This is a genomic window from Colwellia sp. E150_009 (assembly GCF_053543955.1).
This window is the reverse complement of record NZ_JBHFOM010000030.1, coordinates 25410-45288: the sequence shown is the minus strand read 5'-3', so window position 1 is coordinate 45288 and position 19879 is coordinate 25410. Positions and strand designations below refer to the sequence as shown.

The 19879-nt window shown below is 37.5% G+C and carries 16 protein-coding genes, 1 other RNA gene and 1 pseudogene; 13 read left to right on the top strand and 5 right to left on the bottom strand.

Going from position 1 to position 19879, the window contains the following annotated elements:
- Positions 1–68: 68 nt before the first annotated feature.
- The 3 genes from ACE1OF_RS13400 to ffs all read left to right on the top strand — a co-directional run bounded on the left by ACE1OF_RS13400 (position 69) and on the right by ffs (position 2678).
- Positions 69–1013, top strand: coding sequence for a LysR family transcriptional regulator (locus tag ACE1OF_RS13400; RefSeq protein WP_448895148.1), 945 nt, complete (start codon positions 69–71; stop codon positions 1011–1013).
- A 10-nt stretch (positions 1014–1023) separates the two neighbouring features.
- Positions 1024–1947 carry a DUF3014 domain-containing protein gene (locus ACE1OF_RS13395; RefSeq protein WP_448895147.1) on the top strand — a complete coding sequence of 308 codons (924 nt, stop codon included), beginning with the start codon at positions 1024–1026 and terminating at the stop codon, positions 1945–1947.
- A 634-nt stretch (positions 1948–2581) separates the two neighbouring features.
- Positions 2582–2678, top strand: an RNA gene (gene ffs / locus ACE1OF_RS13390) — signal recognition particle sRNA small type.
- A gap of 22 nt (positions 2679–2700) precedes the next feature.
- Here the strand turns inward: ffs and ACE1OF_RS13385 are convergent.
- The gene (locus ACE1OF_RS13385; protein ID WP_448895146.1) at positions 2701–3438 is read right to left on the bottom strand and encodes an SDR family oxidoreductase; all 738 of its coding nucleotides are present in this window, start codon (positions 3436–3438) and stop codon (positions 2701–2703) included.
- Between the two features lie 172 nt (positions 3439–3610).
- Here ACE1OF_RS13385 and ACE1OF_RS13380 point away from each other — a divergent pair, with 172 nt between their 5' ends.
- From ACE1OF_RS13380 to ACE1OF_RS13355, 6 genes and pseudogenes are all read left to right on the top strand, one after another.
- Positions 3611–4510, top strand: coding sequence for an AraC family transcriptional regulator N-terminal domain-containing protein (locus ACE1OF_RS13380; protein WP_448895145.1), 900 nt, complete (start codon positions 3611–3613; stop codon positions 4508–4510).
- Between the two features lie 283 nt (positions 4511–4793).
- A pseudogene (locus tag ACE1OF_RS13375) lies at positions 4794–6254 on the top strand (MBL fold metallo-hydrolase RNA specificity domain-containing protein).
- 442 nt (positions 6255–6696) lie between these two features.
- The gene (gene wecA, locus ACE1OF_RS13370) at positions 6697–7731 is read left to right on the top strand and encodes a UDP-N-acetylglucosamine--undecaprenyl-phosphate N-acetylglucosaminephosphotransferase (protein ID WP_448895143.1); all 1035 of its coding nucleotides are present in this window, start codon (positions 6697–6699) and stop codon (positions 7729–7731) included.
- Positions 7732–8257: 526 nt separating this feature from the next.
- Positions 8258–11806 carry a beta strand repeat-containing protein gene (locus tag ACE1OF_RS13365; RefSeq protein WP_448895141.1) on the top strand — a complete coding sequence of 1183 codons (3549 nt, stop codon included), beginning with the start codon at positions 8258–8260 and terminating at the stop codon, positions 11804–11806.
- A gap of 159 nt (positions 11807–11965) precedes the next feature.
- Complete coding sequence (locus ACE1OF_RS13360) at positions 11966–12469, top strand: lipocalin family protein (RefSeq protein WP_448895139.1); 504 nt, start codon at positions 11966–11968, stop codon at positions 12467–12469.
- Positions 12470–12478: 9 nt separating this feature from the next.
- Complete coding sequence (locus ACE1OF_RS13355; RefSeq protein WP_448895137.1) at positions 12479–13411, top strand: tetratricopeptide repeat protein; 933 nt, start codon at positions 12479–12481, stop codon at positions 13409–13411.
- A gap of 440 nt (positions 13412–13851) precedes the next feature.
- On the opposite strand, the gene ACE1OF_RS13350 is transcribed toward ACE1OF_RS13355, so the two are convergent.
- From ACE1OF_RS13350 to ACE1OF_RS13335, 4 genes are all read right to left on the bottom strand, one after another.
- On the bottom strand, positions 13852–15342 hold the full coding sequence (locus tag ACE1OF_RS13350) for a cadherin repeat domain-containing protein (RefSeq protein WP_448895135.1): 1491 nt from the start codon (positions 15340–15342) through the stop codon (positions 13852–13854).
- A 246-nt stretch (positions 15343–15588) separates the two neighbouring features.
- Positions 15589–15783 (bottom strand): hypothetical protein, encoded by a 195-nt coding sequence (locus ACE1OF_RS13345; RefSeq protein ID WP_448895133.1) that lies wholly within the window; start codon positions 15781–15783, stop codon positions 15589–15591.
- The gene (locus ACE1OF_RS13340) at positions 15764–15913 is read right to left on the bottom strand and encodes a hypothetical protein (protein ID WP_448895131.1); all 150 of its coding nucleotides are present in this window, start codon (positions 15911–15913) and stop codon (positions 15764–15766) included. The genes ACE1OF_RS13345 and ACE1OF_RS13340 overlap by 20 nt, the downstream gene beginning before the upstream one ends.
- A 10-nt stretch (positions 15914–15923) precedes the next feature.
- Positions 15924–17030 (bottom strand): Fic family protein, encoded by a 1107-nt coding sequence (locus tag ACE1OF_RS13335; RefSeq protein ID WP_448895129.1) that lies wholly within the window; start codon positions 17028–17030, stop codon positions 15924–15926.
- A 514-nt stretch (positions 17031–17544) separates the two neighbouring features.
- Between ACE1OF_RS13335 and ACE1OF_RS13330 the strand changes: the two genes are divergently transcribed.
- The 4 genes from ACE1OF_RS13330 to ACE1OF_RS13315 all read left to right on the top strand — a co-directional run bounded on the left by ACE1OF_RS13330 (position 17545) and on the right by ACE1OF_RS13315 (position 19708).
- The gene (locus ACE1OF_RS13330; RefSeq protein ID WP_448895127.1) at positions 17545–17862 is read left to right on the top strand and encodes a helix-turn-helix transcriptional regulator; all 318 of its coding nucleotides are present in this window, start codon (positions 17545–17547) and stop codon (positions 17860–17862) included.
- 221 nt (positions 17863–18083) lie between these two features.
- Positions 18084–18836 carry a type II toxin-antitoxin system HipA family toxin gene (locus tag ACE1OF_RS13325; RefSeq protein ID WP_448895125.1) on the top strand — a complete coding sequence of 251 codons (753 nt, stop codon included), beginning with the start codon at positions 18084–18086 and terminating at the stop codon, positions 18834–18836.
- Positions 18837–19115: 279 nt separating this feature from the next.
- Entirely contained in the window at positions 19116–19433 is a 318-nt protein-coding gene (locus ACE1OF_RS13320) for a type II toxin-antitoxin system RelE/ParE family toxin (RefSeq protein WP_242288207.1), read from the top strand.
- Complete coding sequence (locus ACE1OF_RS13315) at positions 19433–19708, top strand: helix-turn-helix domain-containing protein (RefSeq protein WP_242287720.1); 276 nt, start codon at positions 19433–19435, stop codon at positions 19706–19708. Before ACE1OF_RS13320 ends, ACE1OF_RS13315 begins: the two co-directional genes overlap by 1 nt.
- Positions 19709–19879: the final 171 nt, after the last annotated feature.

Genomic DNA, 19879 nt, shown 5'->3' with positions numbered 1-19879 from the left:
GTAATATATTTAATTTATAAAGTTAAGACTAAAATAGTCCTTTAGTTTTGATTGAGCAATACGCATAAATGCAACGCACATTGCATTTATGCAAAATTAATAATGTGTGCTATGCTAAAGCCATGAACTGGGATGATATTAAATTATTTTTAGAAGTGGCGCGTAGCGAGCGTTTATCTATTGCTGCAAAACGCTTAATGATAGATGCTTCAACACTATCTCGTCGTTTACATAAACTAGAAGAAAGTTTAGCAACTAAGCTTTTTGAGCGCACCATCGATGGTCATGTTCTCACGCATGATGGTACAAAATTGTTACAATTTGCACGACGAATGGAACTTGACGCAGGGCAAGCATTTGATGAAATTAAAGAGCATAAATATTTAAATAGTGGCCGAGTACGAATTGGCGTAACTGAAGCTTTTGGTAGTTTTTTTATTGCACCGCATTTAACTGATCTCAAACAAAACTACCCAAATATTCAAATAGAGCTAGTGCATTTTGCTCGTGACGTAAAAATAAGTCGCAATGAGGCTGATATTGCTATAGCGGTTGAAAAACCAAAAAACACCTCAACTATTATTGCTAAATTGTGCGACTACCAATTGCAATTATATGGGCATGCAAATTATCTTCAACAAATAAAAAATGAAGTAAATATTAGAGACTTGTCAAAGTATCAGTGGGTTAGTTATGTAGACAATTTACTATTTACTGAGCAACTATCTTATTTAAAAGAATTAAATGCCGATATTAAACCCAGTTTTCAAAGTACAAGTATTACTAGCCAATTTAGCGCCATAAAAAGTGGCTTAGGTATTGGAATTTTACCTTGCTTTTTGGCCGAGCAAGATGCTAGCTTAGTAAAGCTTTGTAAGAATGAAATCAAACTGGTGCGTAGCTTTTATTTAGTAACGCACCCTGAAAGCAAACGTATATCTCAAGTAGAAACCGTTTGGCAATATTTAAAGGTATTAGCATCTCAGAAAAAACAACTGCTTATGCCCAAATGATGAATTATTAGTGAAAAATAAATTAGCACAGGTGAATATGAACAACTTAAATCAACCATTAAATGACACAGAAAACAAAACGGTAAATAAAGCCATATGGCCTCTTGTTATTGTTATTATTTTATTGGTAATTGCTATAGTTGTTGCATGGCAATTTACTGGCGAAAAGGCCAAGCCTGTGGTTATTAACGAACCTAAGACAGTAGAGGTGATTGAACCAGAGCCTGAAAAAGTGGTTGAAGTTTCAGAACCTGAAATTGAAGAAGCGCCAATAGCAGAAATTATTGAGGAAGAAGTGCTTCCACCAAAAGAGCCATTACCCACATTAGATGAAAGCGATGCTTGGTTAAAAATAAAACTTCCTGAACTTACTTGGCGAAAAGAGTTACTCGCTCTGATTATTGACGATGACATGATCCGCCGTTTTGTTGTGTTCACCGATAACTTTTCTCAGGGAACAGTTGCCTACGAACATAGCCCATTTGTTCTCCCCAGTATTAAGTTTACACCTCAAAAAGGAGATACAACACAGGCAGAAACACAAAAGGTTTTACAGTGGAACGAAGAGTCGAGCAAACGTTTCAGCTTGTATATAGACCTACTGCGCTCCATGGACAGCGACAGCTTAGTTCAATGGTATTTAGAGGTAAAACCATTGATTGACGAAGCTTATAGTGAGCTAGGTTACGATGATGATTTTACTAACACATTACAAAGTGCCATTACGCGGGTTTTAGATATGGAACTGCCAAAATCGTCAATGGAACTTGTACAACCCAGTGTTATGTATAAATTTGCTAACCCTCAGCTTGAAGCGTTGCCTGATTCAGACAAGTTATTATTGCGTTTAGGCAAAGATAATTTATTAGTAATAAAGTCTATTTTATTAGAGCTACATGAAAAATTAGCCAAACAAAAAAATGGGATTAATTAACTAAATAAAAACGGGCAATAAATTACCCCCTACACCTTATCGTTGTGTGTGAAAGCAAATGTAGGTTGGACTTCAGTCGGGCAATAAATTACCCCCCTACATTGGGGTGAGAGTCAATGTAGGTTGGACTTCAGTCCGACAAAAAATACCCCCTACACCTTACCGTTGTGTGTGAAAGTAAAATGTAGGTTGGACTTCAGTCCGACAAAAATTCCCCCTACACCCTACCGTTGTGTGTGAGAGCAAAATGTAGGTTGGACTTCAGTCCGACAAAAATCCCCTCTACACCCTATCGTTGTGTGTGAAAGCAAAATGTAGGTTGGACTTCAGTCCGACAAAAATTCCCCCTACACCCTACCGTTGGGGGTGAAAGCAAATGTAGCTTGGACTTCAGTCCGACAAAAAATCCCCTCTACACCTTACCGTTGGGGGTGAAAGCAAAATGTAGGTTAGACTTCAGTCCGACAAAAAAGGCTTTAAAATATTTTGCTTTTTGTATGAAAAATACCCATACAGTAGAGCGCTTGTGTAAAATTGCCAACTAGTACTTGCATACCTAGCGTTGATTAGCGATAATTCGCGCCAATTGAGCAGCAAACATATTGCCTCGTTGTTCAATTCATTATGGTGACCCTTTTGGTCCCCTCGCAATGATACTCTGTGAACTCGGCCAGGTCCGGAAGGAAGCAACCGCAGCAGACGACTCATGTGCCGAGGTGTGGCTATCAGGGTTGCCACCCAATCTTTATTATCTTAAACCAAACCACCATTTGCTCTTAATGTTTGCCCATTGATCCATCCACCTTCTTTGCTGGTAAGAAAAGCAACCGTATTGGCAATATCTCCTGGTTCAGCTAAACGTTCTAATGGGCTCATTTTAGCTAATTGTTCAATTTGCTCGTTTGATTTTCCTACAAAAAATAAATCAGTTGCGGTTGGACCCGGTGCAACCGCATTAACTGTAATAGACCGACCACGTAATTCTTTTGCAAAAATAGCTGTCATTGCCTCAACTGCCGCTTTTGTTGCAGCATAAATGGCATAGGTTGGTAAGTTAATACCAAGTACGGAAGTAGAAAAATTAACAATACGCCCACCTTCTTTTAACCGATTAGAGGCTTCTCGTAAGGTATTAAATGTACCTTGAAAGTTAACAGCAACTGTTTTTTCAAAGGTGTTGTCGCTGCATTGCGCTATTGACGACAAAAGCATGATACCTGCAGAATTAACCAATACATCAGGTGAACCAAAGGTAGACTCTGTTAGATCAAAAAGCCTCGTAACATCAAGCGCTTTTGACACATCTGCTTTAATCGCTACTGCTTTTCCTCCTGCCTGTTTAATTTGTTCCACCACATTTAATGCAGCTTTGTCATTATTAGAAAAATTAACTACCACTGAAAAACCATCGGTAGCTAAACGCATTGCAACGGCTGCGCCAATTCCTCTAGAAGCGCCAGTTACAATTGCAATAGGTTGAATAGTTAACATAATGTATTTCATGATTTGATAATGATAAATAATATCTTATACCTACAGCGTTTATTTGTTACTACACAAGCCTTTACAATTATTGCCTAATTCTATAGTTATATAAATTTAACTTACAACTAGCTTCTAGATTAATGTACATTAACACCCATATTTTATAAGGGGTCTATTGATGAATAATAACAAATCTTATAATGAACTAGCCCAATTAATTAACAAATACTCTCAATGTGATGGCATACATACAACTAAGATAGAAGGGTTACACTGCTATAAAATGTCAGCACCCAATAATAGGTTACCTGTGGTATATAAACCCTCTATTTATGTGGTTGCCCAAGGGAATAAACAGGTATTACTCAACCAAGAAGTATTTCAATATACTCAGGGCAACTACTTGGCCGTATCTGTTGATCTACCCTTAATAGGTGAGGTAACCAAAGCAAGCATAAGTAAACCTTACTTATGCGCACAAATTGATATTGACATGCAAATAATGACCGAACTCGCCCTAAAACTACAAGCAAAAGATGAATTACCCTATAAAACTGAAAAAGGTATTTTTGTAGGAAGTATTAATGAAAGGCTAATTAATTGTATTATGCGTTTAGTGCAGTTATTAGACACCCCCAAAGATATTCCTTATTTGTCATCTATTATTAAACAAGAAATACATTATCACCTGCTTAGTGGCCCCCATGGTTCATCAATTATTCAAACATACTTGCACGGTAGCAATATGCATCGCATAGCAAAAATAATTGACATAATGAAGTCAGATATTGCTAAACCAATTAGCGTAGAAGCACTAGCAACAATAATTAACATGAGTACATCAAATTTTTATAATCAATTTAAAAAAGCAACAGGCTTTAGTCCATTGCAATACTTAAAGCGTTTACGGTTAACCCAAGCACGACAAATAATGTTGTTTAATAATACCGATGCCACAAACACTGCGTATTTAGTTGGCTACGAGAGTCCATCACAATTTAGTCGTGAATATGCACGACTATTTGGCTTACCACCACAAAAAGAAATAAAAGAATTTAGAAAATTAATCACTAGCTAATTATAACCAAAACATCAAATAACATAACGCTTAACAAGGACGTTTAACAAAAATATAATCCAATTGGTATTCTATGCTATATGCGTTAGAGTTATACCCGTATAGTTACGTTTGTGATCTTGTTGTGCGTAGGAAAAATAAATCAGGGCAAGGCGCTTGATTGAGTAAGAACAGGCTATTAAGGGTTGTTCGTAAAGCGTACCTACATATAAACCAGCACAAATGGGCAATAGTTTACTGAATTTGCTATGATTGCTATTCAACACAAAATAAAGGATTATTTATGAATATTCAACACCACGGCGCGGTGAACGGCGTAACAGGTTCATGCCATCAATTACACCTTAGCGATAACTACTCCATTTTAATTGACTGTGGGCTGTTTCAAGGCGCAGAGCAAGGCAAAGAAAACGATGTTGCCAACAATGAAGACAATTTATCTATTAATTTTGACATTAGCACGGTACAAGCCTTAATTGTAACACATTGCCATATTGACCATGTTGGGCGCATTCCTTACTTACTTGCCGCAGGATTTAGAGGGGCAATTTACGCCACAGAAGCTACCGCAGCTTTATTACCTTTAGTTATTGAAGATGCGTTAAAGGTAGGAGTAACCCGAAATAAATCCATTATAGATGCCTGTTTAAAATTATTGAAAAGGCAAATAGTGTTTTTACCTTATAAGCAGTGGCATAAAATAAATTTAGAAAATAGCGGCATAGAAACCAAAATAAAATTTCAAATAGCAGGGCACATTCTTGGCTCTGCTTATGTTGAAATAGAGTTAAATACGCCAGAAAGTCAAAACCGTAAACATCGAATTGTTTTCTCAGGTGATCTAGGTGCCCCTTATGCACCGCTTTTACCTGCACCTAAAAGCCCATACCGTGCCGACACCTTAATAATAGAGTCAACCTATGGCGATAAAAATCATCAACACCGTAAAAACCGTACAAAACAATTACAATCCATTATTTAAAAGGCAGTTGCCGACAATGGCGTTGTGCTCATTCCCGCGTTTAGTATTGGCAGAACACAAGAGCTATTATATGAGCTTGAAAAAATAATTCACCAACAACAAAAATACCTACATAAACAGGCGCACAACAAAGCCAGCATGTGGCAAAATATCGACATTATTGTTGACTCACCCATGGCTGCAAAATTTACAGAACAATACAAGCACTTTAAAACCCTATGGGACAACGAAGCAAAACGCGTGTTAAGCGCAGGGCGGCACCCATTAAATTTTGAGCCGCTTTATACAGTTAATAGTCACCAAGAACACCTAAACACAATAGAGTATTTAGCTAAAGCAAGGCATTTTTCAAACCCCAAACCAGCCATAGTGATAGCGGCCAGTGGTATGTGCAGCGGTGGTAGAATAGTAAATTATTTAAAACAGTTTTTAAGTGACAGCACTGCAGACGTATTATTTGTGGGGTATCAAGCACAAGGAACGTTAGGGCGAGATATTCAACATTACGGAGCGCCATCAACCGTATCAGGTAAACAGGGCTATGTTTTTATTGACGGTAAAAAGGTAGAGATAAAAGCAAATATTCACAGCATTAGCGGTTACTCAGCCCATGCAGACCAAAACGGACTCATCAATTTTGTAAAACGTATGCGCCATAAACCATCGCACATAAAAATAGTGCATGGCGATAATGATGCTAAACAAGCATTAGCTGAAAAGTATCAACAATTATTACCTAACGCTAAAATAGAAATTCCATAAAAAATCTTCACCTAACTAGTCTCACTAATAACTTATGGTTATTTGTTTTCATAAAATTACCTACTTTAAATCTGCAATAAAACTGTAATAAAGTGAAATCTCTAGTATAATCGGCGGCGCTGTATATATGGGTAGTATATTGTAATTAAAACTACAAAGATTGAATCAGCATTGAAACACTAAAATCTAACATTTTGTTTGCCTGAATACTTGGCTAAATGTTCACTTAGATACTTGATTACAATTTGATACAAGTTCGATTACAAATGGCAACAAGCTTGTGTTGGATCATAACCACTTATGTTGAGTAGAATAAAATAAAACAGAAACAGCTCATAACGACTAAATATAAGCATAGGGATGCAGTTTATCCCAAAAGTAATAATTAGTATTTAAGTTTGTACGAGCAATAACAGTTAACAGGAACGTTACGGACCTTAACATGTATATATTTGCTATTGCATTTACCACTTTTTTCATTGCCTTCTTAACAATAAAATTTTTTAAACCCGTCGCGGTTGAAATGGGCTTAGTTGACAAGCCCAACGAAAGAAAACAACACTCAGGCCATATTCCACTTATTGGTGGTATTTCAATATTTATGGCGGTGCTTGCCGCTAGCTTGCTTTGGTTGCCAGACACCCTTGAATTACGCATGTATTTAATTGCCTCATCTATGATGGTATTTATTGGCGCATTAGACGACAGGTTCGATTTACGCGTACGTATACGTATTGTTGGGCAAATTATTGTTGCCAGTTTAATGATATACGGTGTGGGTGGTTATGTTTCTAATTTAGGTAATTTATTTAACTTGGGTAACGTAACCTTGGGGTCAATGGGTATACTATTTACCTACGTAGCTATTATAGTGGTGATTAATGCATATAACATGATGGACGGTATAGACGGCCTAATTGGCAGCCTTAGTATTAACACCTTTACCGCCATTGCTATTTTATTTATTATGAGCGGGCAAACAGCTTATTTAAGTTACCCACTTATTATAGCAACGGCCATAATGCCGTATTTAATGTTTAACTTAGGTGTGTTTGATAAATTCTTTGGTGAAGAAACCAAAAAAATATTTATGGGTGACGCAGGCAGCATGTTTGTGGGGTTAAGCGTTATTTGGTTATTAACCATGGGAACACAAGGCGAACAAGCCTCGTTTAGGCCAGTAACCGCACTATGGATATGTGCTATCCCCTTAATGGATATGCTAGCCGTTGTTTTCAGGCGCTATAAAAAAGGTAAGTCACCTTTTAAGCCTGACAGAGACCACCTACACCATATACTACAACGTACTGGTTTAAGCTCAAAGCAAACACTAGTGCTTATTTCCACCATCGCTGTAGTATTTTCAGGGATAGGCCTGTTAGGAGAATATTTTGCTATTGCTGAATCAATTATGTTAATAAGCTTTATAACACTATTTATGCTTTATAATTTAATTATTAAGGCAATAACAAAATAATATTACAATTTTTAACTGAATTTTGTATAACCGCTTGCAATACCGCTGTATTCATAGAAATACGGCAAGATTAGTAGAAAATGAACGTTAATTTTTTTAATCAAGGGCATTACTATGCCTTGATTTGAACTTGATATAAGTTGAAAGGTTAATTTTTAAACGTTTTGCTCAGGTATATGTAAGAAATAATTAACTTTTATGTTGATTAATAAAAAATATAACGTTAATATCTTTTTGAAACAATTTGGTTGCAGGTGATGTTTTGTTTTACGTTGTATGGTTATATGTTGCGTAAAGTTCAGTTTGAAGCAGATTTTCAACAGGTATTGTTTCAGGTTTTAACTATGAATAGAGTGTTTCAACGGTTAATGTTATTTGTCGAAAAAACATGACATAGGTCATATTGACAGGTATTGTTTATCCGTAAAACATGATAATGTTGTAAACCGAAAAACAGGATTAAAATTTACTCATATGTCGGCATATGCAGTATTCAAATAATATTTAAGTGAATAGGAACACTATAATGGTTAATAAAACTAAATTTTATAAAACAAAAGTAGCACTAGCAGTAGTACTAAGCTTAGGCTTAGCTGCATGTGGTGACTCAGATGGCGATGAAGGTAGTACGTCAACTTCCGTTTCTGATGCAACACAGAATAGCACAAGCGAACAACATGCCCTTACTGGTACTGTTAGCGGTAAAGTACAAGATACTAATGGTCGTCCAGTTGCTGGCGCAATGGTTTACTTTATGGGTAAAGAAACTACCACCGACGCTGGCGGTAACTACGTTTTTGCTGATGTGCTAGTGACTAACCTTAATGGTAATAATGATAACGGTACTGGTAACGAAGCAGATGAAATTCCTTCGTCGTTAACTGTAACTATTACTGGTCCTGCAGGTTATCTTTCTGCTGTTGTTAACGTTACACCTCAAGCGGTAGTTAATAATACAGGTACTAATACTGCTAATGGTGGTAGCGCAGATGTAACAGCATCAACTTTCATAGATGGTTTCGCAGCTGAAGCAGGTGTTGCTGTAATTGCTGAAGAAAACTCAATGGTTACAGGTTACTTACGTATAGGTAATGCTACCCCTGCAGCTGGTGAAACAGTTTATTTAGACTTTACAGGTTATTCACCAGCTAATACTACTTTAGCAGGTTCTGCTGGTGGTACTGCTGGTGCAGCAGTAACATTAACTCCAGGTGAGTACAGTGCAGTAACAGCTGCAGATGGTTCTTTCACTTTTGAAAATGTTCCAGCTGACTCTACTTTTGTATTAGGTGTTAAAGGTAAAACAATTTCAACTGCTGATACAGATGCAACTACAAACGGTTCATTTATTGGTGTAATTGGTACTGATGGTACAATTGCTGTTGCAACTCCTTTCGAACAAGATGAAAACTTTGTTGGTACATTCGAAGTTATCGATAATGAATTCGCAGTAGAAGAAGATGTTAAATATGCTCCTTGGGTTGCTTCAGTAAATGGCGTATTAAATCCAACGGTTGGTATTCTTGATGGCGGCGTAACTTACGGTGACCTTAATGACGGTATCAACAAAGAAGTTGTTATTAATTTCAGTGAAGCGTTAGATACAGCTACATTTGATTCAGCTAAAGTTAAAGTTGCAGAAACTGGTGCTCAATATTTACCACAAACATCTACATTAAGTGCTGATGGTTTGTCTTTAACTGTAGTTTTTGATACAGAATTAGCGCCAGGTACTAAATTTACAGTGTTTATTGATCAAGCATCTTCAATTGATGATGAAGGTAATGCATTAAACATTACGCGTGATATTACTAACGCAGCAACTGCAACTAATGCAGCACCATATGTTGATGGTAGTAATACTACTATTGTTTATGATGACTTAAGCCCAATTACGACTAAAGCTAAATACATCGAAGTTAATCTTTGTACTTACATCGATGGTTCTACTGGTGTTGAAGGTGCTACTGCAGCTCAAGTATTTGACGAAAGCACATCAGCCGATGGTACTACGGCTGGTTTACAAGCATACTCAGATGCATTCCGTGATGCTGAAAACTCAGAAGATAACGGTGATGCGGATGCAACAGATATCGCACAATTAAATGGTCAAGTAGTAGCGACATCAACTAAATTAAAAGCGTTAGGTGATGCAGTGTTAAGTGTTATCGGCGCTGGCGAAACTATTGATGATGTAGATGCTGATTTCCCATGGGTTACAGTATTCACAGGTACTGCGTCTAAATACTCAATCAACAAAGTAACACAAGATGTTGCTGATGCTGCTGTAGCTGCTAATACAGTGTTTACTGCAACTGCTGCAACTAAAGCTGATGGTGCAGATCACGGTGTTGATGCGTCTAAAGACGGTGATACAATCAAAGTTACCTTTATGGATGACTTTAACGTTGCTGCAGCATCTGAAACAGTTACTTTAATTGATGCTTTACCTCCAGTAACAGTATTACAAGAAAACTATAACTTGTACTCACTTGGTGGTTATGCACAAATCTTAAGTACTGCGGGCGAAGACGATTACGGTAATGGTGGTGAAATCTCTAATGATGGTACTTCAGCAACTGCGGGTAACCCATTAATCTGGATTCAACCTCGTCATTTACAACAAAAAGGCACTAATAATGCTGCTCCATCTCGTGATGCAACTAATACATATGGTTCATTATTAGACTTGTCTGGACGTTTAGATGCAAATGAAACAGCAACAGATATGGATACTAGTACTTTTATTCTAGGTCGTCCTACTTATGATGCTACTGGTTATGCTGCTTGGGCTGCTGTACCTGTAACTAACGAAATTGGTATCGATTTCTCTGAAGATGTTGCATTAACAACTGCTGCTCCATCACCAACAGGTATTTCAACTGGTCTTTCTGGTTATGTTGCTAATAACAATGTTGCAGAAGATGTTGATGGTAATGTATTGTTAACTTCTCCTCTAGTTGGTGTTAACGCAAACGCTGACTTAGTACAAGTTACTGTTGCTAATATCATGACATTAGCAAATACAGATAACACTGGTTTCCTAGATTTTGCTGATGCGGTACGTGATACTTCTGATGCAGAAAACGTGGCAAATGCTGCAACCAATGCTAAAGTTATTTTCCGTGATGCTATGCCTCCGTTAATGACAAGCGCTGGCTGGGATGGTAGTAACCTAACTATGGTGTTTAACGAAGCTGTTTCTATTCCTACAGCGACTACAGTTCAATTAACTCACCCTGTTTCAGGTGCGGATATTACTGTTAACTTAAACCCAGCAGTTTCAGCAACAAGTAACACTGGTTTTACAATGTCAGCTGATAACAAAACTGTTACAGTTAATACAACAGGTGTAGCGGGTATCTCTGCAATCTTCGCGGGTGATACGACAGCTAATGTTCCTGCAGAAGATGAATATTACTACGATGATGGCGGCAACAGCACAGCTGATGACCAACATGCTATCATTCGTTGGGATAACATCAACGATGCTAACGGTAACGATTGGGATACATTCACAACAGCTGCTGCTGATGCTGATGGTAACGGTGCTTTATTCACTGGTTATGCTGCACGTTATCAAGTTGAAGCGCCTCAATTCTTGGCTGTTAACGAGCTTGGTGCTTTCACAGTATCACCTCAAAATATCATTGGCTTAAGTGCTAATGGTGTTGCGGATGCAGATGGTGACTTCGTGTTAACTCTTGACTTTAGCCACCCAATTGACGTGACTAATGCAACAGGTATCGATGCAAATAATGATGGTATAATTCAAGAAAATGAATTAGCTGCTTTATTCTACTTAGATATTGATGGTGATAACACTCAAGTTGCACTTGGTGCGGATGGCTTAGATGCTACTGCAGCTGATAAGAGCGATAATGAAACGATTGAAACAGGTTTAGATGACATTACATTGTCTAACAACAATCAACGTATCACTATCTCTATTAACCGTGATAACACTGAATTTGTTGTAGGTACTGCATACATCCGTATGTTCCCAGGTTCTCCAATAACAAGTTCATACATTGTTACTGAAACAATTGTACAAGACTTTAACATCCGTAACTAATTCGGACTTAAGTTAAAAAATGATGAAAAGAGAGGCTAATGCCTCTCTTTTTTTGTCTAAAAATAAGTACAAATTCAGTTACAAATTTAATAATAAAATAGGTTGCCAAGTTTTAAGTAACTTGGATAATAGTTTTTTTAATGGTTATAAGAGATTAGTATGCGTAAAATATTAGCGATTTTTATTATAGTATTAGCAAGTTACCTTGCTTTCGATAAGTTTACCAGTGATGACAGTACAGCAGATGTTCCTGAAAAAGGGATTTCTGCAGGTAATGTGCAGCGGAGTGTGAAATCAAGTGATAAACGAGTAAAACCTGAACCATTGTATGAAATAGAAGAAAACAGCATCCCCGAAACTGAAGTAATCAATAGTGACTCTATTGAAGGGGTTTACGCGGCTGCGTTAGATCAAAAAGATGTAAAAGCAAATTTGCGTTTTACTTTTAAAAACGATGGTACTTTTATTGATTACCGTGATATGACTTTCCCAAAATCAATAGCTGGGGAAACAACAGGAACATATTCTATTGATGGAGCTTTGTTAACTTTACATTATACAGATACCCGTGATACTGAAGTGTTTAAATTTCCACAAGCAAAGATGTCTTTACACAAAGACGGCACATTAAGAACAGGTGCTGTAGTATTAACAAAGCAATAAGTTTGATATATGACGAATTTTGCTAAAAAATTCTATTTAGTACTGTTTACCTTGGCTTTATTTTTTTTAAATATATGTCTAGTTGCAAGCGCAACAGAGCAAATAGAAGAAAAGACAACTGACAATGTAACTAAAAGTGTTACTGCAAGTGCTGGTGAAAGTGTAGTTGAAGATAAACCTTTCACCATGACGCAAACAGTTAATAATAATGAGCTGATGTCACTGAAGTTAACTGCTGAACTGGGTGATCCTATTGCGATTTATAACCTTGCTCACAGCTATCATCACGGCACGTATTCTGAGGTAGATTTAGCGCAGGCAAAAAATTGGTATGAAAAAGCAGCGACCACCGATAGTCCATCAGTTCGTTATAAAATTGGCCGAATGTTTGAATCAGGTGTTATTTTTAAGAAAGATATAAATAAGGCAGTTGAACACTATATCTTTGCAGCTGAAGCTGGTGATATTAATGCGCAAGCAAATTTAGGGGCTTTATATTTAGCAAAAAAGTTACCTAAAAACTTAGCGAAAAAAAATAGCATTAAACAAGGAATACGTTGGAGTGAAAAAGCAGCAGAACAAAATTCTGTACAAGCGCAAGTTAACCTTGCAATGACATATCAAAAAGGCTTACTAGATAAGGTTGATGTTAACAAAGCTATATACTGGTTTAAGGCGGCTGCAGCTAATAATGACGCTTTTTCCCAATATCAATTGGGTTTATATTATTACCATAGTAAAAACTATAAAGAAGCGTTTTATTGGTTTGATTTGGCCAGTGAGCTTCATAATAAAGAAGCGATGTTATACCTCTCAATGATGTTCGATAAAGGCTTAGGTGTGGATAAAAATAGAGAAAAATCTATAGCATTGCTGAAAGCTGCGGCAGCTCAAGGGAGTGAAAAAGCGAAAGCAGTTCTAAAACAATTATCTAGAAAATAAATAATTAAAAAAAGGGCGATGACAAATAAGAATCAATCTACTTGTTTGTCATCGCCCTTTTTTGATCTTAATGATCTGACTCCTTGGGATTTATGACACTATCCCTTTTTAATAACAGTTCAAATCTTATTTTCTATTGATAGTTTATACTCTGCAATGATAGGTTTTTCGTATTCTTTATTCTTTTAGTTCTGCACTAATATTAGTTAAGTATTAGCTCAGTATATTAGTTAGGGGATAAAATGCTTGTTAAATTTAGTGTCTACGGCAGTATTTGAATTGACTAAAGAGCCCCCTAAAAAGTTACATAAAAAAATCCAGTGAAATCAATCACTGGATTTTATCGTACCAATATTGTACCAACCAATTGATCAAACTAAAAGTTGCTTAACCGTTCAAGATTAAGCAACTGTTGCTCTTGTCATTAGTAAAAACCTTACTTAGTTCAACTTACGGCGTGCTAATAAACCGCCTAGTAATACTAGTGATAACCAACCAAAAGAACCACCATCACTACCTTCTTCAGTAATGGTGACAGTTGTTGTTGAACCAGTACCTGTTTCAGTTTTTTCTTGAGGTTCTTCAACCGTAATATTAAAAGTACGGCTAGTAACATTATCAAGGCTATCAGTAACAGTTAAGGTAACTCTGTTTGTTAATTCAAATGAAGGAAAACCAGATAAAGTAACGGTACCATCACCATTATCAGCAAAGCTCATCCAAGCTGGTAATCCCGCTGCAGTAATAGTAGGGATGCCAGTACCTTGCTCAACTTGTGTTTTAATAGTTAAATTTAACGACTCATTTACAGGAACCACTATATTTGATGTAGTTAAAAATACAGGTACTTTAATTACGTCAATGGTTAGTGTTTTGTCGAAGGTGTTCGCAAATGAGTCAGTTACTCTAACGGTAATATCATGTGTTTCATTGTTATTAGCATTCAAACGGTTACCACCGTCGGCCACTACCACATATATAATACCGTCATTATTTATGTCTGATAAAATAAAACGGCCATCGGCATCGTCTAATAATTCATAGGTAAAGGTATCACCCACATCAGGGTCAATGGTATTCAATGTTCCCACTGCAGTGCCATTAGCCGCGCCCTCTAGCACACTGTCATCACTTTCAACTACTTGCCCGTTTATAAATGCCCAAGCAAAAACACCAGGGTGATTAATGTTAGACTTGGTTGCAATATTAGTGGTATTAAAATCTTGATTAAAATTAACCAAATCGCCAGCACTCCAACCTAAAAGTTCTCCGTTGGCCCAACCAACATTTTCATAACGGTATTCAACAACAAAGTTACCAGAGCCAATATCATGAAAGCGTAACTGGGCAGCAGTTAAGGTATCAGTTCCAACGGGGCCACAACATCTACCTACATCATCAAAGGTAATGGTAACAATATCATTGATAGCATCTAGGTGATAAAACACATCATTGGTTCCCGTTGAAGTACCACCCGTTGAAGCGGCGCCAGCCCCTTGATCAGCTGTTGACATATCACCTTGGTGTACGATAAAAAATGGCTTTGTTGGCTGGATCCAACCTGCTATTTGAGGGCTTATATTATTAAACCCTGTACCAAAGTTTACATGGCCATTAGAACTCACATAAAATTGCGTTGCTGCATTATATGTAGTACCGTAAAAATTAAAGCCTGAGTCCATAACTGAAGACACATCAATAGCTGCAACACCATCATCAGCTTGCGACGCGCCAGCTGGAGCCAAAACGCCAAAATTGCCAGGTCCCCCTACTTCAACTAGGTCATGACCTGCTTCAATAGCAATAGGTAAACCAAGAGTAATATCAGTTGGTGCTGATGCTGCTATTGCAGTCGTTGAGGTGAATGACAAAAAAGCTAGCGATACAGTTAAAGCGCTTTGAGTAAGCCCTTTAATAATTTTATTATTCATATTCCATTAAACCTTTTTCTTAGAAATTTATAGTTGATTAAACCGTTACTTAACATTAATGTAATTAGTGTTGATGAGGTAACCATTTTATTGTTCTTAAACTATTTATCATACTACCTTAATCGGTAGAAAGTAGAAAGTAGAAAAGAGGTAAATAGTAAAAAAGGGGGCGGCGACAAATAAGAACAAACTCATTTGTCACCGCCCCCTTTTTAGTGCGTTTTACCGCTTTACTTTCTAAAACAATTAAAGCACTTCACCATAAAAGACTTCGCCCAAATAGACATGATTTTTTAACAGCGTATAAATCGCATTTCGATTGAACGCTTTGCCGCCTTTTAGCTTTCCGTTTTGGGTTTGCCATTGCTTAGTTTTGATACCGCGCACATTCGAATCCTTCAGCATTTCAGTAACTGACTCTTCATTGGCGTTGGGAGCCAATAAATTCTGCACAGGCCATAAACTGTGCACTGACTGAATCAAAAGGATTACGATTATCTTTTTCTACAGACGAGCGAGAGTAGATAGCGCAGCGTTTAATGGCTAATTGTTCAATGTCATTAGGGAGCATTGATATGAAATTAGCTCTTATTAGACTGTTGCACAGCCTTCCATGCAGAAAATTCAGAGGGGCACAAACCATAACGAGCTAACACGCCTTCATGCAATCGTCTCAACTCTTCTACAATTAAAGCTTGTAGATCATTTTGCTCAGCAGCAGGGATTTCTGTTTTTATTACTTGCTGAATAAGAGTAAATGGATCTTGTTCAGGACTAGTCACAACCAGATGAATAGTTTGCTTGATAAAGTCTCGCCAAGTCAGGCGTAATAGATCTGGCTCTGCCAAATCTTGCTTTATCGCCAAGTACTCTTGCGTTGAACGCTCATAAGCCCAAACATAAAGGTCGCGCAATAATTCGACTTGAGTCATTTCATAAATGCTCAAGGTAGCCCTACTATATGCTTGCTCTGGTACGTCGAGAAAAGTTAACGGACATAGGTTAGCGCGAAATAGTGGCAGGTTCGCAGTCAAGCGGGATGTGCGTTTATTAATATCAGCAAACGGCTGCAAATAAGGTATGTGCACCATCATAAAAAAAGATTGCTCAAAAGCATCGCTAATCTGGCTAGCTTTGTTAAGCAAAACATCAAGCGCATCTTCTATTTGCACCAAGGCTGACAATGGACGGTAGACACTCTTGCCAATATCTACAGCATGTTGGCGAATTCGACCTTCATCAGCGGGGTTTGGTAGCAAGTTTTCCGACAATGCGCTGTGTAAATTCATTATGGTGTAACGGTTGAATTCAGCCGTATCGATATTTTCCACCAATAACTCAATAGCCGATTTATGGTTTAGAATCATTTGTGTATCAATGGTAGCCTTACCCTGTGCGGACTTTCCATGCTCTATAAGCTCACGTGTATCTAAGCGAGAATAGGTGTTTCCTTCCAAATGGCTTGATGCCCATGACAAATCTATCAACAACCGATTCAAAATAGCGCGAGAGGTCGATGGAATATTTGCACCAAAATAGCGTCGCCCTCTGCCATCTCCTCGTGCAATTACCAACCCATCTTCAACCAACTTAGCAACTTGTCGCTGCGCTGAACGTCTGGCTATATCGCTACGCTCTGTTAAAAGTAATTGCCGATAAAATAACCGCTGGTACCTTGTAAGCCACAAGATTAATCTTGTTTTTGAAAGTATAAAAACTCATTAAGGCGAATGTGCCTTTAATGAGTTTTCTTTGTTATTTAAGCCTTTTTTACCTTTTAGTGCGTTTTATCGTTTACTTTCTAAAGCAATTAAAGCACTTCACCATGTCGGTCAATCGCAATAACTTGGTCGCCATTAGGATCTTGGTTTTCATCATCGTTCAACAACCAAGGCATCATGCATTCTCTATCGGTAATGATCGGGTCGAAGTCCGACTTAGCCCGACAAGAAGCAATAAATTATGTCTACAGGTAGGTTGCAATGTAGGGCGGACTTCAGTCCGACAAAAGGGCTTTCCTGAGCGAAGTGCATAGGCACATAAATATAATACCTAACTATACTTAAGATGAATTATAATTGACTAATAGAAGGAGGATTTAGCTAGTTAAATTGATATTATTAAAACGTTCATGCTATATTAAAAGTTAATAATAGTTGCCTTAAACGCATTAGGGTAAACAATATTTTACTAGAGGTTTTTATGTCAAGCAAACTCACAATTTTATCTTTGCGTTACTTTGCCAATCTATTGAGTATTGCGCGTAAGGAGAAAGGCTTGTCTATCGATGAATTGCGATCTCGTGTAGGGGTTTCAAAACCCACCATCATAAAAATTTTACAAGGGGATGGTGGCGTGGCTATTGAGACATATTTTGAGGCCGCGTCAATTCTAGGTATCCCGTTATTTGATTCGGATGATGGGCGTTTGTCTGGGCGCGTTAAAGAGTCTGAGAAGTTATTGTCTTTATTACCGTCGAGAATAAGAAAAAAGGAGATGAAACTAGATGACAACTTCTGAATGTTTTGTCTGGAAATGGTTAACGGGTGAATCTGAGCCTGTAGTAGCAGGTAGACTTGTTCAAAATGAGGAGGGTCAGCAGGTCTTCACATATGGTAGGAGTTACCTCGAACACCCTAATGCAGAGCCGATATATGCAGATGAATTACCTTTGACTAGGGGGGTTCAAACTCCGTTTATTGGTTTGTCTGAATTTGCTTGTATTAGGGATGCGTCGCCTGATGCGTGGGGGTGAAAAAAAATATATAGCTAAATTCTCAACATCTACTGATTCTTATAATGTTGTGAAATCTGAATATATTGCGATGAAACTGGCTAAATTGTCAGGTATAGATGTAGCAGATGTGGAGTTAGGTTCGGTTTTGGGACGTGACTATTTGTTAGTTACACGGTTCGATAGAGAGTTAATTTCTTCGGGGGCGTGGGCTAGACGAAGTATTGTTTCTGCTTTGACTGTTCTAGAATTGCATGAGCGATGGGCAAAGGAGGCCTCATATTTGGACTTGATAGAGAAGCTCAAAACTAACGGTACTGTTTTTAAAACTCAGTCTATGGAGTTGTTTCGTCGCATTGTGTTTAATGTATTGATTGGTAACACAGATGATCATGCAAGAAATCATGCATTCTTTATTACACCTGGGGGGCAATTAGAACTAACTCCTGCTTATGATTTGTGTCCTCAGCCCAGAGCGGGTGGAGAGGCAACTCATGGCATGTTGATCACTGAGAATAAGCGCTTTTCGCGTTTGTCTGATGTTTTATCGACTTGTGAAAATTATGGATTAAAAGAACAAAAGGCTAAGTCTGAGATAGAGCGCATGGTTCAAGTTGTGGCTGGTGCCTACCAAAATTTGGCTGTTAAATGTTCTTTGGATGTTGCAACCCGAAATATGTTGTGGCGAGGTGCAGTATTAAATCGTGACATATTCTATGGTGGTTTTGAATATTTAAATGAGCAAGTGAAGATTAATTAGCACTAAAGGTAAGTACCGTTATCGCTGGAAAATTAAGGACAGAGTAATTTTAAAATAGATAAAGGGGATTAAGTTCCCCTTTATCTATTTATCTAAAACAATTAAAGCACTTCACCATGTTGGTCAATCGCAATAACTTGGTCGCCATTACATCCTTAATGTTATGTATATCAAATGCGATACGGTCAAGAAATAAAGGTGAAGAAAATAGGGATCTAAATAAGTTTTTTAAAATATTTATGATATGATAACCTATCATAAATGATAGGTTATTGATTGATGGTTTGGAAAGTTGCTTTTTACACTAGTGCTGAAGATGAAATATTAGCTATGCCACCTAAGATTCAAGCTCGAATGATTAAGCTACTTGAATTAATTGAGTTGCATGGTGCAAATTTAGGTCCACCTCATACAGAATCTATGGGGGATGGCCTTTTTGAAATAAGAGCGAAAGGGAAAGAAGGTATTGGTCGAGGATTATTTTGTTATTTAAAAGGCAAAAACATTCTCGTGTTAAGGGCTTTTGTCAAAAAATCAAATAAGACACCTAAAAAAGAAATTGAGTTGGCTCGTAATCGAATGAAAGAGGTGAAGTAATGAGTTTATCTAAATTAAAAAAGAAGGCATTTCAGAATCCAGAAGTAAAAGAAGCTTATAATGATCTTGGTGCTGAATTCGAACTTATTAGCTCTCTGATTACAATGAGAGAACAATCTGGACTAACACAAGATGAAGTTGCTGAAAAGATGGGCACTAAGTCACCTAATGTTTCCCGTTTGGAGTCAGGAAGATCAAACCCAAGTCTTAAAACATTAGTTAGTTACGCACATGCATGTGGGTTCAAATTAAACTTAGCTTTTAAGCACTGTTAAGTATTAGGCGACAATTAAAAAGAGGTCGGTAAAAAGGGGCGGAGGCAAATAGGAATTAAGTCATTTCCTAGTTACTACACTTCTAGTTTCAAAGGTCGAACTGGAAAAATTGCGCGATTAAAATCCCGCCCACATCATGCATTTTAACCGTAGGCGGAAACAAGTCACCGT